This is a genomic window from Leptolyngbya sp. PL-A3 (assembly GCF_039962325.1).
Lineage (GTDB): Bacteria > Cyanobacteriota > Cyanobacteriia > Elainellales > Elainellaceae > Vacuolonema.
Genome location: NZ_JAMPLB010000055.1, coordinates 1 through 16,415 on the forward strand (window position 1 = coordinate 1; position 16,415 = coordinate 16,415).

Consider the following 16,415-nt stretch of genomic DNA (forward strand, 5'->3'; position numbering starts at 1 on the left):
GGGAGGTGATTGAAGGAGTGAAATTCAAGGATGGGATCCGAGTAGACCCAAAAACCGACATCAGCAAGAACGCCGCTTAATCTTTCTTCGTACACCAGATTTGACGATAACTCCTGCGGTGAACCACGAGCACTTGACAAATTTAAAACCTCAAACCATCATTCTTTCAACACTTTGCGTGAGAGAAATGACAGCTTTGATCAGAGAATTGAGCGATCGCCTCATTCTGATCATCCACACAAGAATTCTTGCGTTTCTTTGAAGCCCACAAACTTATACCAAACCAATCTATAGCAATGTGCAAGTGCGTTAAGTACAGCAACGGTGGTGTGGGGCACGACGTGCCCCACACCACCGTACTTAATCAACGTGCACAGCGCTATAAAGCCGCACAGGATAAGACGTGTAACGCATGCGTGTCATACCTCTCATCCTGTACAGCTTTAGCTAAAAACGGTATTAGAACAGTGAGAAATTGGTTGAAAAAATCAGACCAAAAAGAGAACTATCAAAGTTAAGACTAGATTCTGTTGAGTCACCAAAGCTCAAACCTGCAAAGAGGCTAACACGACTGTTTTCTGTAAGAGCATAAGATAACTGAGCAGTCACTTCGTGATAACTATCGTGGCGCTCTTGTTGTGTAAAGTCTGACAGTACTAATTGATAGCCAAGGCTTGCCTCCAGTCCGGGTTGCAAGTCATACCCAAGACTAAGACCGAAGGTATTAAAGATGCGGTCGCGATCGCTTGGGTCAGTAAAGCTAAATCGCAATTGATAAAATCCATCTAAATACAACCGTGCAGCTAATTGCTCACGATGGGAAAGAGACAAGCGCAGAGAGTTGTCAGTGAGGAATCGGCCACCATTATCCAGGCCAAAAAACTGTTGATTTGACCAACTGGCATCAAGATAGGTATTGGAAAAAATAACCTGTCGGATACCAGCTTGCAATTCAAGGTCTGAATAGTTCAGACCAGATAGGTTGTTGTAAACCGATAGACTCCCTCCCACGGAGCCGAAAAAGTAGGTTCGGGGGCCAAGGCTTGGGGATGCAAACAGGGAAAGCCCCCCCTGAAACACCTGATCATCGATTGGATCAAAATCGTCCAGCAGAATATTGTTACTGCTAAAAAAGCTGAGCCGCCCCAGCAGGAAAACCGTGTCATTTTCCGTTTCGTCAACAGTTTCATCCAGTAGGGGTTGCTCTTGTAAGCGCAGACGCCCCAATTCTGGGTCTCCAGAGGGTTGCTCCCATAAGCGCAGACGCCCCAATTCCGGGTCATCTGAGGGCTGTTCCCATAAGCGAAGTTGGCCCAGTTCAGGATCGATCGTGGGGTCTGAAGGGGATAAAAATTGCTCGGATGATTCGGGAGGTAGGGTTTCGTCAGTTGCCTGCCCGACTACAGAATTATCGGTTGAGTTCTGGGAAGTAACCGCTGAGGATGGGCGCCGACCGTAGCGTGATCTGCTCCGCTCAACGATTGTTTCAGGGGAAGAGAGCCCGACCCAATCTGCTTTTGCTTGCGATCGAATAGCGGTTGACTCGGGTGTCCTCAGTGAGATTGCTCGTAGATCTTTTTCTGAAGGAGTGATTAAAGCATCAATATGAGGGAACAGATTGGCAACAGGTTGAGCCGTTGTAGACGTGGGTTCAACCGGAGCAAAATTCTCAATGAAACAGCATGTAGGACGGGTTAAAGATTCTGCTGTCGTTAAGGGCTCGTTAACCTCTGCATTGGCGGCTTCTGCATGGCTGGCGATCATCCCGAGACAAATCAGCGATTGACCTAAGAGACAGGTTTTAAGCTTCACGGAAGATCACCTCAGACAGCATTCATGACCAGCTAGACGAACAAATGGCATGCTTGACAAGCCGGATTCGCTATGAAATTGTTTCGCGCGCCATTATACGCCTAAAACATTCAGGGTCCGACTATTAATTATTATTTCTGGGTCTACCATTACCATTGCCGTTACCCTGACCTCCGTTGCCATTGCCATTACCGTTGCCAGGGCCCCCATTACCGTTACCCTGACCTCCGTTGCCATTACCGTTGCCAGGGCCCCCATTACCGTTACCCTGACCTCCGTTGCCATTACCGTTGCCAGGGCGTCCATTACCGTTGCCCTGACCTCCATTGCCATTACCGTTACCTGGTCTACCACCATCATTACCAGGTCTGCCATTGCCGTTACCATTGCCATTGCCGTTGCCATTGCCGTTGCCGTTACCAGGCCCGTCATTCCCATTGTCATCATCATTGCCACGACCGGGATTGTCATTACCATTGCCAGGCCTATCATCATCGTCTGAGTTGCCATTCCCACCATTCTCACCATTTCCGCCACGGCCAGGCTGATTACCGCCGCCACGACCATCATTACCCCGGTCAGGTTGATTGTTGTTATCGCGGCCTCGATTTACCCGCCCTGATCGCCCAGGGGAATCGTCTGTATCGCCACGTCGTGGATCACTCGTTGTGCGGTCAATACGGTTTTGCATCGGCTGTCTGCCAGGCCGATCTGCTGGGTGACCTTGGTTCCCTCTCCCTCGACCATTGGGTTGGCCCTGGTTCCCTCTCCCTTGACCATTGGGTTGGCCCTGGTTCCCTCTCCCTTGACCATTCAGCTGCGAAGGATTGTTGCTGAAGCGACCGTCGCCTCGGGAGGGATTATTGCCAGCTTGACCATTAGCACCCGAAGGATTACTACCCGGCACCGCCGGATTGGGGGAACCCGTAACATTGGGAGAACCCGTAGAATTTTCAGGTGGCACGTTCTGGGCAGAGGTTGAGGGGAGCCGAATGAAGTCGGGGGTTTCGATAGCTCCTTCAGTGGGGAGGGCAGGTTGTTGGGCGATCGCCGTATCCATTTCCTCCTGAACCTCGGCAATCCCCTCATCTACAACAGAGGATGCCGGTCCTCCTGCCGCCTCTGGAGCCAACCCTCTCACCAAATCACTGGTTTCATAGAAGGTGCGCAGGTCGAAGTCATAGATTTCGGTGATGCGATCGCCTACAGCCACCGCCATTTGCCCACCCCGCAACGGTTGCCGTTGGGTGCCATCTTCATTCAGTAGTTCAATACCGCTATCCGTGAGAGCACCCACCACAGTTGTATCGGTTTCAGCGATGTAACGAATGAATAAGGCCGACCCTTGGATACCCGCCGTTGCATTGGGAGTACGGACATTCGTACGCCCCTGCCCAGGAGGAATGAGCAGCAAAACCGTACCGTTGGAAAGGCGAAGATCTCGAGTTCCAGCATTGAACCAGAACACAACTCGTTCACCTAATCGCCCCAGAGACCCATCATTGAAGCGGAGTTCAGCAAAAGAACTTTGGGCCGTTGAGACGCCGTTACCTGGCACAATAATATCGGAAACCCGAGCTGAGCGAGGCGATTGATTTTGCTGTAGAACTTGAACCTGGTTTCGCAGGGATTCAACAACAGCGCGGTTGAGAGCCGTTTGGGCTCCGGCCTCCATGGCGAGTAAGAGGGTCGTTGTTAGTGCAGCAAGGGCGGCAGTGATGGTGCGAGAGCGGGAGATCATCTGTGATTTCTAACCTTGGGCAGTGACGATAGTTTGAGAAGTGGATTTCTGGAATCTAATGGCAGCACCCGCAGAACTCAACAGTAACCGATGAACATATTGTAAGAGCGTATAAAAATAGGCTTGTAAAACTTAAGACCTAAATTTCTCAAAAATCTGGCTGTATCCTCTCTTTGCAGAAACTTATTCTTTAACTTCAAATGCTTTCCCTCCTTTCCCTACAACACTTTAAGGGATTTTTCCACATCAGTTAATCTTATTCGGACGCCTTTCAGACACCATAAGTTCCTTACATCCATATCAGTGGATCCTCTGAAGCCAGGGAATATCTCAGGTTCTCATCATGTGCGTGTGTCGGCTTGCATCGGCACCAGACTTCAGACCTCGGATTTTGCCATCCCATTTTGAAAACCCAAAAGGCTCTATCGCCTTACGCAATAAGGTTAGAACAGGTTATTTCTAGAAAGCCCTACGGTGTGGGATTTTCCAAAAATAACCTTCCTGGCTCTGAGCGCATAGCGCTATAAGTACTCAACGGCTTAAGTTCGCCCCTGTTGAAGATAGGTTAATTTCCGCATATGTTTTTAACAAACCGCTAGAGGCTGTTTTCAAGGTCATTTTTTCGGGTGCGTCACGCATAAAAAAATGACCTTTATAGCAATGTGCAAGTGCGTTAAGTACAGCAACGGTGATGTGGGGCACGAAGTGCCCCACATCACCGTACTTAACCAACGTGCACAGCGCTATAAAGCACGTCGAGTAGTGAGCGGCAAGAATCAACCCATATTTGAATATAGGCAAACTTAAGCCGACGTGTAATGAGGTCTGCTTTAAGGTTCTTCTTTGTCTGCGTTGCAGACAAAGAAGAACCTTAAAGCAGACCTCGGATTAGTTAAAGGAACTAACGGTGAGCCCAGTCATCAGGCGAGATGACAGTGGTATCCTCAAACCCCTCCTCTGATTCGTCTGGAATAAGGGTATCGCTGGAGATGAAAAACAGGTTGTCGTCCTCCTCCTCCGATGGAGGAAGGTCAAGAACGTCAGGCTGATAAAAGGGTAGCAAGGCCGCTTGCACAATTTGGGTTGACTGGTAGCGCACAGCAGCATCCGGATGAACCATCAGGTCAACAATGACGGCAAGCTCAGGCGACATATTGGAGACGTGATGCTGCCAGCTCACCGTTCCCGATTTGAGACTGTGATTCAGGGTATGGGGAGCCTGCCCCGTCAGCGCTTCAATGCCAATCATGCCCAGAGCATAAATATCACTGTTAAAGTGAGGCCGTCCTGCTGACTGCTCGGCGGGCATGTATCCCGGCGTACCAACCGAAACTGTAAACCGCGATGCTTCATCGCTCTCGGCTAGTTGGGTCGTAATTTTCTTAGCAACCCCAAAGTCAATCAGAACCAATTTTCCATCCTTATGCCGCCGCATAATATTAGACGGTTTCAAATCTCGATGGATAACTCCCTGGCTATGAACAAATGATAATATCTCCAGCAACTCCATCATGAGCCTGACCACTTGAGGCTGGGACAGTTGGCGCCGGGGTAACAACTCTTGGGATAGGGGGTGGCCCTGAATAAACTCCTGTACCAGATAAAACTCCTCATTCTCCTCAAAGGAAGCCAGGAGTTGTGGAATCTGGTCATGGAGCCCCAGCCGCTCCAGGGTTTCGGCTTCTGTGGCAAAAAGCCGTCGCGCCAACCGTAGAGTGTTTTCATGGGCTCCCAGCATCCGCAATTGCTTCACCACACAGAGTGGGTTACCCGGTCGCTGACGATCTTCAGCGACGTAGGTCTCGCTGAAGCCGCCCGACCCCAGCACCCGCACAATGCGGTAACGCCCCGCCAGAACAGTACCGGATAGAGCTAATTCCCGCTCGCGCAGCAGATCTTGCAAATCGTCCTGTTGGCTAATGATCTCTTGCACGATGGGGGAGGTAACGTACTGTCGCAGGGTATCCCGCAGTTGCCGTTTACGTTTTTGTTCTTTAACAGAACCGACGATTAACTGCGACAGGCCACCCAGGACGATCGCTCCCGCAGGCATTGCCGTCGGCACAATCAAGCGTCCTCCCAGAAACAGGCTGTAGCTGATCCCCGTCCAGGCAACCGCCAGAGCAGCAGCCCAGGCTAACCGCCGTAGGGGTTGAGGATGCCGGCTCAACCACCAAGCGGCTCCGCCCGCCCCGACCAGTACAAACAGCCCGCGCCAACCTGACTCTCCAAACAGGTCTGTGAGAGCTTTGCCCTCCATCAGGGTGGCGATCGCATTGGCATGGATCTCGACCCCTGGCATGGCCTGGGGATAGAGCCAGCTTTTGGCAAAGGGAACAGGATGAAAATCCTGATGCACTGCCGCCGTGGAGCCAATTAGCACGATCTTGTCTTTGAAATACGCGCCAGATTGTAAATAGCCATTCCAGGTAGCCGGATCGAGGACATACCAGAAGGGGATGTGCTCAAAGGTCTGGCTTGGCCCATGGAAAAAAATGAAGTTGCCCGATTGCGGTAGAGTGCGGCGGTGGGCGGCCTGAAGCACAGAAGTGGCGAGCGTCGGTAGCTGTGGCAAAACCCCGGTTTGGAGTTCGGGAGAATCAATGTTGAGTTGCTGCCAATAGCGTTCTCCCAGTTGATGAATACGCCCGTCAGCATCCAGCAGAAAGTTAATGGATCCGATGCAGTTGGGCCGATCACAAAACCGGGGCAGCGGGGTTGTCAGCTCTGTCGTGTATCCCTGGAGCACGTCCGCCTGGGAATATTGGGCAGCTAATATAATTTGCCCCTGGTGGCGCTTAAGGGCATTCTCAAATGTCTGGTCGTCGATCTCACCGTAGCTGCTGGGAGTCGAAAAGATAATATCCAGGGCAATCGCATCGGCTCCTGCGGCCATGAGCTTGTCGATGACAGTAGCATAGGCGGCTCGTTGCCAGGGCCAGGCTTCAATCGGGGCAAGGCTACTATAACGCTGCGGGTCAGCCCGAAAAAATTCTCCCTGACCCAGAGATTCCTCATCAATGGCCAGGATCACCACATCTTTAGAAGGGGCTACTGGCCCCCGCACTTCAAAGAATAACGTTTGTACTTGCCGTTCCACAGATCGAGCAAGGCCCAGATCCAACCCCGTCAGAGCAGCGGCAGTAATGGCCCAAAACGCAGCCAAGGTTCGACCCGAATCACGAAACGGCCGCAACCAACGGGGCCCTAGAGCTGTATCGTTAGGTTGACGGCTATTCGGCCTGGAATTGGAGGAGGGAACAGGGCTGGACAAGGGGCCTCGGTTCATAAGCTTTATCCGTGACCAACGGCGTGGGCAATTTATGTATGCGAGTCAACGGATCACCCATCGGGATTGTAAAAATAGCCATTTACAATCCACTTGGCTCACGTCATCCGTCTGGTTTCTGCGCCCCGTTTTTCGCACCCTATTTAGCAACCAACCATCATAGCGCTTATTTCTCGGTTCATGCGTTTTCTTCTTAAAGAAGATATTTTGCATGGTTTTATCCCGATAGAGCAATGTGCAGTTCGTTGATTAGGTACGGTGGTGTGGGACCCACACCACCGTACCTAATCAACGAACTCAGCGCCATAAAAGGGGAAATCAGGTTGCGGACAATAACCGTGCTGGGGCATGTTTCAAACCTGGGCTGAACCGGGCTTGTGTCTCATTTCAAGGAAATGTCTTCGGTTCGATTCAAGAGTTGGGCGATCGCCGGAATTGCCCTCCAGATACTCAGTTCTCAAGCCAACACCGAAAGCCCTCATTTTTTCACCATAAGATGGTGAAAAAATGAGGGCTTTCGGTGTTGGCGTAACAACATACAGATGTGAGCGTATCTATATTCACACAGCAATTCTCATTTTGGAATCCAACCCGAAAATAGCCCGCCTTCGGCGGGCTATTTTCGGGCTTCAAAGCTGGGAGTTCCTGCCCTTCGGGCAGGAACTCCCAGCTTTGAAGCTCATACTGAGAATTGCTGACATTCACACCTTCCAATTAAAAGCTTTTGAAAAGTGTGATATTTCGTATACCTTAATAGGGCTGCCCACACCGAGCTTGGAGGTCTGCTTCACGTAGGCCGAAGTTTTGTTGGCGACACAGTAATACCTGAGCCGTGCGTTGTTGGGCATAAATACGATGAGCAAACCACCCCAGGGGTGCCCCCAACAGTATGGTGCCCAATCCAACTCCGATTAAGAGACTATTAAACAAATCTCGTCGATGAATTCGATCTCGCTCAGCATGCCGCTCAGCTGAGGCTGTTCGTGTGTCGTGCATTGTGACCATCCGGAAAGACTACTCTTAGCTAACAATGCTGGAAAAAAAATTACATCCTTCCTCGTACCGATGCTGCCTTCTCGCGTAGGGTGGAGATTGAGCTGTACCAAGTATTAGAGATAGAAAGTTAGTCCTTTGTGCAGCTTCATATTGATTAAGGAAGTAAGCGGGCATCATTCAACAGAAAACCCCAAATACTGTGCTACCTGCTTCATAGGCAACACAGTATTTTGGGCTTTCTGTTGAATGGAGTGGAGCTAATCTTGGGCTCTATAAATCCTTCCAGTCGGAATAGGTGGCAAGGCTATTAGACTGTAGACTTTGCAAATCTAATAAGAACAGAATAGATGTATCCGTGTCTGTCTCAGACTCCTGCACGACTGCATGGCTGGCCAGATTTGCAATTTTATGGCGATAAAACTCTGGTAGACGACGGCATTGGGTGAGGGATAAGGGCTGAATTTTGGGTAACCGATCAACCGCTAAACCGCAGCATTGATAAGACGGCAATCGGACAATAAGCAAAAATAAAGCATCCATAGTTTGAGCCATCGTATCCGCTGTGCTGGAGAGCGGAAGAGTACTAGAAGCCTCAACCAGAGCCATGCGTAAATCAAGAATGGGTAATGGCTCCCCTTCAAATAACTGCATGGGTGAACCAGCATGAAACTGGATCAAGTCCCGTTGAGACGACTGAGCCGAACGCCCTTGAACAATGCGAACAATCGCGCCCAATGGCAAAGCAAACCGATAATTCTGTACCTGAAAGGTTAAAGCCTGACAGATTACAGACGGGGAGGAAGCGATCGCAGGCTCCCTGGATAAGGGCGAGGAGGATTTCATCATGCTGGGTAAAAGCTGAATAACGAAGAGAAACGAGCATGAACTGCGGGGCAGAGGGTAATCAATACACCATGGATGGCTCCAGGGTCTGCTCCAGCACCTTCTCCAGGGTGGATAGCAGGCGATCGTCTGTGTAGGGCTTGGTGACATAGCCATTGGCTCCCAACCCAAGGGCCAATTGGCGGTGTTTCTCTGTGGTACGAGAGGTGAGCATGACCACTGGGATCTTAGACAGATCTGGGTGTTGGCGGGAGTAGGCCAAAAACTCAAAGCCATTTAACCGAGGCATTTCAATATCGCACAGCACCAGATCGACGGGATAATGGGTATTCAATTTCTCAATGGCATCCTGACCATCCTGAGCCTGAACAACCCGATACCCTCGCTGTTCCAGGGTCGCTGTTAGCATCTTACGCAGGGTGATAGAGTCATCCACGACCAGCAGGATATAGCGTTTGGGGGATTGGCCTGAGGGTTGTGGCTCGATATGGGTCGGGGCAGCCGTAAGAAGCTTATGGTTAACCTGTGCTGGCAATGGAGTGACAGGGATGAAACGTTGGGAGCCGTTTCTGGGTACTGGACTGACGGTTATGGGTTGGGCTGTTGTGTCTTCGGACTGCAAGAGCACATCTGGGTCAATCGCCAGGGCCATATCGTTATCCCCGAAAATCGTCCCACCGTAAATGTAGTCTGGCGGGTTCATACCCTTGAGGGGCCGGACTACGAGTTCCTGTTCCCCTAAGATACGTTCGACTTGTAGCGCCCATTTTTTTTCTTTACTGTGAAGCAGCAGAATGTAAGGATACTCGGAGTGACCTTGCGGTTTTGAGAAAGCACTCTGCTGATAACGGCGGGAACGGACAACGCGCTCACCCCCCGCCGCGTAAGTTAGCAACTCATCTAGCGATCGCAGGGGAATGAGCGGCTCATAACCGGGTTCAAACACTTGCAGGGCACGACGTTGAGCATGAATTTTATAGGCGTGGGGTTTGGGCAACAAAATACGCTCAATCTGTTGCACAGGCAACGCATACGCGACACTTCCAACCTGACAGACCAACATTTTGGTAATTGAGAATGAAAGCGGAAGCTGAAGGATGAAGGTTGTGCCCTGCTGGGGTCGGGAATAAAGCTGTACTGAGCCACCCATAGCGGTCAGTTGCGATCGCACAATATCCAGCCCCATACCCCGCCCGGATAAGTCGCTGACCTGTTCCCGTGTTGAAAAACCGGGTTTAAACAGGAAGTCAAGGAGCTGGTCATCAGAATAGCGAGCCGCGTTCTCAGAGTTAGCTAAGCCTAGCTTTACAACTCGTTGACGAATGCGATCAATATCAATCCCAACTCCATCATCAGACACTTCGATAATGGTATGACGGCCTTGATTGTACGCTTCAATACGAATCTGTCCTGATTGTTTTTTACCACTCATCTGGCGAGTTTCAGGGGACTCTATTCCATGGTCAAAAGCATTACGGATTAGGTGCAATAGAGGATCATAAAGTTTGTCGGCGATCGCTTTATCAACCTGAACATTACCACCGACCCAGTGAATCTCCGTGGGTTTCTGATGGGTTTTAGTCAACCGTTCTAACATCGATGGAAAACGGTTGAAAATAGTCTCCAGAGGAGCCATCCGCATATTCGTTAAATCATCGCGAATATGGGTTAGAAAGCGCTGCTGTCCCTGAATAGTTCGTTGATTTTGTTTGACTAACTGGCGTACAGTTTCTGCGGTACTTTCCAGAGTTGAGAAGTCAGTTAATGCACCTTGCACCAGGCTATGTAAGCCCGTGTAGTGATCGATTTCCAGGGCATCAAAGGCCGACATTGAAGAGGAGAGGCCCTGAGAGGTTAGGGAGACGGTAGACGATAGCTCTCCCTGCCAGGAGGCAAATCCTGGCGTGGCTTGTGCCGATGCCCGGATAAGCCACTGGTCAGCCCAGGCTTGAATGTTATAAAGCAGCTGTTGATGCCGTTGTAACCCCTGCACCAAACTTTGCACCTGACCACGCAAGCTTTCATTCTGCGTCGTCTGCCGATTCTGGTTGATCAGAAGCTCGCCGGTGAAGTGATTTAAGTTTTCCAGGTGCTTCAGATCGACCCGAATAGGGGTGCTAGTTTTAGGCGTGGTTTCCGTTAGGGCAGCCGAGCCAGACACTTCTATCCCCGGTAATTCGGAGGGATCAGTCGAAGCGCCTGAATAGTTAACAGATTGCTCTGTTATGGAAGACGGAAACGTACCACCTCTTGACGTACCATTAGAAGCAGCTTGTGCATAAGAACCATTCTGTAATACTTTTTCCTGAACAGCGGAGACTAGGTCGGCTAGATCGGATGCCTCGTCGAGTACTTCAACAGCTTGAGAGGACACAGGAGTAACCTCTATCGGCGTGCTCATAGGAGGTGCTGGAATAGAGGTATTCCCCTGAAAAATCTCGTCTTCCAGAGCCGCAATCAAGTCACTCAAATCTGAGTCCGTATCGTCTTCTACCTTAGAGGCGTTCAGATTGGTGGCTAAGGGTGCGGAACAGGCTTCATCCATAATGAGTTCCCCCTCTGTGATACTCAAATAAGTAGGGTCTGTGTCCTCCCAGTCAAAGAGGTCATCAGATTGGGTTTCCATTAATGGTTCTTCCGGTAATGGTTCTTCCAGTAATGGTTCTCCCGATAAGAGTTCTTCCGATAAGAGTTCTTCCAGCAGCTGCCCAGTAGCCCACTGTTGCAGGGCAGCGGATGGGGTACCGCCTTCTGTACGATCGCCCCCCAAAACCAGCTCCCGTCCCCGCGAAAAGTCCTCCAGAGCAATTTGGGCGATCGCCACCGCCTGATCCGGATGAGCGTTGAGGGCCTGTAAGGTAGTCTGGGCGATCGCCCCAAAACCTGGCAGGTTCAAAGATTCGGCAAAACCGAGGAACATTTCTGCCTGACTTTGAAGGGTTTTAGCCAGGGCGATCGCATCCTGGTGATGAATCGCCTGCTTCAGTTTTTCGAGATACTGGGTGACGCCCACTTCAAACATGGATTGCACCATGTCGAACCCTAGTTCCGCGGAGGTCGGGATAGCGGCATTGGGGTCGAAGGCATCACCAAACTTTTCCTGCAATCGGGCGATAATTCCGGCGGCCCGGTTCATAACCTCTGACTCGTCCTCAGTTTCCCCGTGAAGGGCCGCGGCGATGGGGCGGCGCAGACACTCGTAGCCTTCAAACAGAAGGGATTCAACCTCAGCGTCAATTTCCAGGTCAGGGTTGTAGAGCGCCTTAAAGATATCTTCCAGGACATGGGACACCTCCTGGATGGCCCGTTGTCCCACACTGGCGGATGCGCCTTTCAAGGTGTGGGCCACACGCATCAGGTCGTGGATGCAGGCAGTTGTCCGTTCCTGGTGCAAGCTGACTAACTTTTGCTCCAGAGTTTGTAGCAGATCCTGAGCTTCGGTTAGGAAGTAAGCCAGGTTTTCTGCCTGGTACGGATCGGGAGATGACATGGTGAGTGGTGAGTGAGTGGGTAGGGGGGCAGGGAAGTCGGTAGGGGGATGGGGGCAGCGCGCACAGCTTTTGGAAAAACCGGTTTGGTTTCCGCCGTTTAACGACGAAAACCAAACCGTCTAAGCCGCTACTAATTCACCTTGAACTGGTCGACGCTCTTTTGCAGAAGTTCGGCTGTTTGGACGAGGTTCTGGAAGGAGGTGGCGATTTCGGTGGAATCTGTACAGGTTTTGCGGGCGATCGCCGCCACTTCTTCCATCGTCTGTGTGACAGCGTTAGACTGTTGCCCCTGAGCTTGAGCTGAGGCAGTAATGCCCTGGATCAGGTCACGAATTTGGGCGGTAGCGGTGACAATTTCGTTCAGGCTTTGTCGGGTTTGGTTCACCAGATTGGTGCCTTCGACAACCTGTTGAATGCCCAAATCCATCGCCGCTGATACCCCGTTGGTTTCAGCCTGAATTTCCTGCACCAGAGCTTCGATTTCACCCGTTGCTTCGGAGGATTGTTGCGCCAGAGAGCGCACCTCGTCGGCCACCACAGCAAAGCCTCGGCCATACTCTCCAGCGCGGGTAGCCTCGATGGCGGCGTTCAGTGCGAGGAGTTGCGTCTGGGTCGTAAAGTTGCTGATCAGATTCACGACTTTGGAAATCTTTTGAGAAGACTCGCTCAGTCGTTTAATCTTTTTGGTGGTCTCTGAAACTGTTTCCCGAATTGCCAGAATACCGCCCACCGTTAGGTTCATGGCGTTATCTCCGGTCTGCACCGTTTCGTTGGCCCGTTGTACAGCCGCTTCCATACGTTGAGCATTTTGCGTAACGGATTCGGTGGCCTGAGCCATTTCCTCCAGTTTTTGCAGGGCGCGGGTGACCTGGGACAGTTCTTGCTGGGTTTGCTGGCTGAGGTGGGCGATCGCCGTTCCGTTCAATTCTGAGGTTTCCCGCACTCGATCCGTCGCGCCTTTCACCTGGGTTACCAGTTTACGCAGAGCCTGGATCGTGTTGTTGTAGGCATCGGCCACGGTGCCTACGGCATCCTCCGTAACCGGGGCACGTACTGTCAAATCACCCTGTAGAGCAGGACGTACTGCCGTAAGCATTTGCACAATCTGCAGTTGCAGTTGGGTTTTGTCCGCCTTCTCGCGCTCCGCCGCCTCTTGCAATTGCTTGGCTTGCTCTTCTACCTGACGGATGTACTCCGTCTGCTCAAGAGCCACCCCAAGCTGGGGAGCGATTTTTAACATGGCATTGACTTCCGTTTCTGTCCAGGTGCGGGGGCGATCGCACTGGTACACAAATAACAACCCCCAAAGCTCACCCCGCAGGAAAATCGGCACACCAATATACGCCTTTGCCTGAAACTTCTCCAGGCTTTCGAGATAGCAGGACTCAAAGCCCGCTTTATACACATCATCAACCTTACGATACAGCTCACCCCGGCCATAGGCACCGCCCTGAGTTTCCTTAAGATAGGTATCCGTGTCGGGGCGGGCAGGAGAACCATAGGCTTTGACAATGCATCGCTCAGAGCTCATCAGTGAAGTTTTCAGTGTTGGATCTACCGCTTGCTCCTGCATTAGAGCAACCCAGCCAGAACCGACAGATTCGGCAACCACCTCGCCGCTCCAATCCGGGTAGAAGCGGTAGACTAGGACGCGGTTCACCTTCAGCAAACGTCGCACTTCCGTCACCGTCGTCTGGAACGATTGCTGCATGTCAAGAGATTGCCGCAGCTTATAAATAATGCGGCTAATTTCTCGTTCTTGCTCTGTTGCTTCGGCAATCTGGCGATTGCGTTCTTGCAACTCCTTCACCACATCGGCTTGCAGGAGAACGTTGCCAAGCTGCACACCCACCTGGCTCAGAAGATTGATGTCGGCGTCCTCCCAGTGTCGGAAGCCACTGTTCTGATAGGCACCTAACAGCCCCCAGAGAGTATCGCCGTTGAAGATAGGCGCAATCATGTAAGCCTTGGCTTCCCATGTACTCAATAGCTCAACGTGGCAAGGTGCATGCCCCACCGTGTAGATGTTATCGACTCGCAGAGATTGGTTTTGGCGATAGCGTCCGCCCTGGTTTTCTTGAAGGAAAGTATCTTGTACTCGGGCTAAGTCAGTCCCCACCAGCTTCACCCAACCCGGTGCCCGATCTTCTGCAATAAACTCTCCGCTCCAGTCGGGACTGAACTGGTAGACGGCCACACGATCGGCCTTCAGAGCATGGCGTAGATCCTGAGTTGTGGATGCGAGTAAGAGGTTGAGATCAAGATCCTGCCGTTTGAGTCGCTCCACCAGGCGTTGCCCAATCTGCCCGATCACCTGGGTATAGCGAATCGCTTTATCGGCCTGATCTGTCAGCATTTGTTGGAGCAGGGTTTGCTGAAGGGCCAAACTCACAAGCTGACCCAGTTGCACCATGAAATTAATGTCGGTCGCTTCACGCCAGGTCCGGGGTTGCTGGCATTGCTGCGCCACCAGTAAGCCCCAAATTTTGTCTTTGACAAACAGCGGTACTGCCAGGCTTGATTGCAGTTGAAATCGTTCCATTAACTGCTTCTGATAGGGAGACACATCGGTGTGAGTGCCCTGCAAGGTAACCACCTGTTGCCGTTGATAATCCCGTGCTTGTTTCGCCCCAAAATAGAAGACAGGAAGGGACTCCGATTGCATGGGGGTCCAGCCCACCTCCAGGGATTCCATCGCAACGACCCCCTGATCGCCTTCAAAGCGATAAATCAGCGATCGCTCCACATCCAAAAACTGCCGTACGGCTCGTACAGCAATGCTCATGAGCGTATCCATATCGTCCGTCTGGCGAATCTGGTCAGCGATGCGCTGCACATACTGACGGATTTCTTCAAAATGCTCCTGCAAGGAGTCTGATAGATATCCTCCCAAACCCTGATGAATCCCTTGCATCAGATTGGATAAACAATCAACCTCTTGCTTCACATCCGGACGTTGCAGTAATCCTACTTTTTCTAACTCTGTTTTCACCTGAGCCAGGGCTGTTGTCGCGGCTTCAGTATCGTGTTGAAGCTCCATTTCAACGGCATTAAGTGCGGCCCGTAGCCGTCTACGCTCTTGCACCCAGGCCATGTCTTCATCAGGTTCGTTATTCCCCTGGATCAGCGACACCAGGTCACGTTGGGGTAAGCCCAACAGGGCATCATAGGAATTTTCGGAAGCGGTGTTTGTGGAGGAGTGCGAATTATTTTTGGTGTACATACGGATTACGGTGATGGGACTTCAGCAGAAAACGGGAACTGCATATCGCAGAACCACAAAGTAAATGAGAAACAGAACGAAATTGAGTAGGAGATCCTCAACCGTCAGCGCTGGTTCAGCAAGGCGGAGACATTCAGAACAGGCGTGCCGGATTCTTGTAAATAGCCGGATAAATAAGGGGTCAGACGGCTAGGAAACAGGGCTCCATCGAGGCCATGAATTTGGTCGGAGGACTGGGTTTCAATCTCAACCTGGGCATGGGTTACAAATCCAATTGCAGATGCCTGATGCTGAATCACAATGGCTGTTAGTTCCTGTTCTTGGCCCTCAGAGGCACCCAACCCCAACTGGGCATCCAGATCAACCATCCAAAGCATCTCGCCCCGATAATGGTGTACTCCTAACACCGTATCTGGCATATGGGGAACAGGCACAATATTGGCCAGGCGCGTTGTAAAAATAGACTGGATCTCCACAAGGGGAATGAGGACGCTTTCCTCTGTGCTCAAACAACAACGCAGAAAACGCCGTTCCTCAGCAGCTTGATGAATAACAGGAGCCAGAATTTGGGATGATACCCCTGCCCCCTGGGCCAGCCAGTCTGCTACAGAACGGGTTGTCGGGGCGACAGATTGTGTGGGTACCTGCAGTTCTCCTAAAGGATTCAGGGTAATTCTTCGCCCCCATAACGGGTTCGCCTCACCCGTAATCCGCGCATATACATGAACAATTTCAACAGCCTTCAGCTTGAGCACTTCAAGGGCCTGTTGAACCTGAGGCAACAGGATGTCAACCTCGGGCAATGCCAGAGATTCGATCAGCAGCACCAGATAGTTTTCCTTCCAGCGGGCTTGCACTGTGATTCCCTGAGAGCCAAAGTGTTGGTTGAGATGCTGGGCGATGGTTTCCAGATCGACCCATTGTGCTCTCGCCAGGGAGGTTGCGGATGATTCGGGGGCACCCGCAGCGGGTTCGTGCGAGAGAGGGTGATTGGGTAGGGCGATCGCAGAATCCACCATC

General features: G+C 51.5%; 8 protein-coding genes. All 8 read right to left on the bottom strand.

What is annotated here, in order from left to right; translation table 11 throughout:
• Positions 1–459: 459 nt before the first annotated feature.
• The 8 genes from NDI52_RS26750 to NDI52_RS26785 all read right to left on the bottom strand — a co-directional run bounded on the left by NDI52_RS26750 (position 460) and on the right by NDI52_RS26785 (position 16,414).
• Positions 460–1,812 carry a hypothetical protein gene (locus NDI52_RS26750; protein WP_190772533.1) on the bottom strand — a complete coding sequence of 451 codons (1,353 nt, stop codon included), beginning with the start codon at positions 1,810–1,812 and terminating at the stop codon, positions 460–462.
• Between the two features lie 124 nt (positions 1,813–1,936).
• A complete protein-coding gene (locus NDI52_RS26755; RefSeq protein WP_190772534.1) occupies positions 1,937–3,553 on the bottom strand; it encodes a FecR domain-containing protein in 1,617 nt (538 codons plus the stop codon).
• Positions 3,554–4,454: 901 nt separating this feature from the next.
• Entirely contained in the window at positions 4,455–6,842 is a 2,388-nt protein-coding gene (locus tag NDI52_RS26760) for a serine/threonine-protein kinase (protein WP_190772535.1), read from the bottom strand.
• A 750-nt stretch (positions 6,843–7,592) separates the two neighbouring features.
• The gene (locus NDI52_RS26765) at positions 7,593–7,838 is read right to left on the bottom strand and encodes a hypothetical protein (RefSeq protein ID WP_190775437.1); all 246 of its coding nucleotides are present in this window, start codon (positions 7,836–7,838) and stop codon (positions 7,593–7,595) included.
• Positions 7,839–8,108: 270 nt separating this feature from the next.
• Positions 8,109–8,684 (bottom strand): chemotaxis protein CheW, encoded by a 576-nt coding sequence (locus NDI52_RS26770; RefSeq protein WP_190775436.1) that lies wholly within the window; start codon positions 8,682–8,684, stop codon positions 8,109–8,111.
• A gap of 58 nt (positions 8,685–8,742) precedes the next feature.
• Positions 8,743–12,171, bottom strand: coding sequence for a hybrid sensor histidine kinase/response regulator (locus NDI52_RS26775; RefSeq protein ID WP_190775435.1), 3,429 nt, complete (start codon positions 12,169–12,171; stop codon positions 8,743–8,745).
• A gap of 131 nt (positions 12,172–12,302) precedes the next feature.
• Complete coding sequence (locus NDI52_RS26780; RefSeq protein ID WP_190775434.1) at positions 12,303–15,395, bottom strand: GAF domain-containing protein; 3,093 nt, start codon at positions 15,393–15,395, stop codon at positions 12,303–12,305.
• Positions 15,396–15,499: 104 nt separating this feature from the next.
• A complete protein-coding gene (locus NDI52_RS26785; protein ID WP_190775433.1) occupies positions 15,500–16,414 on the bottom strand; it encodes a chemotaxis protein CheW in 915 nt (304 codons plus the stop codon).
• Between the last annotated feature and the right edge of the window lies 1 nt (position 16,415).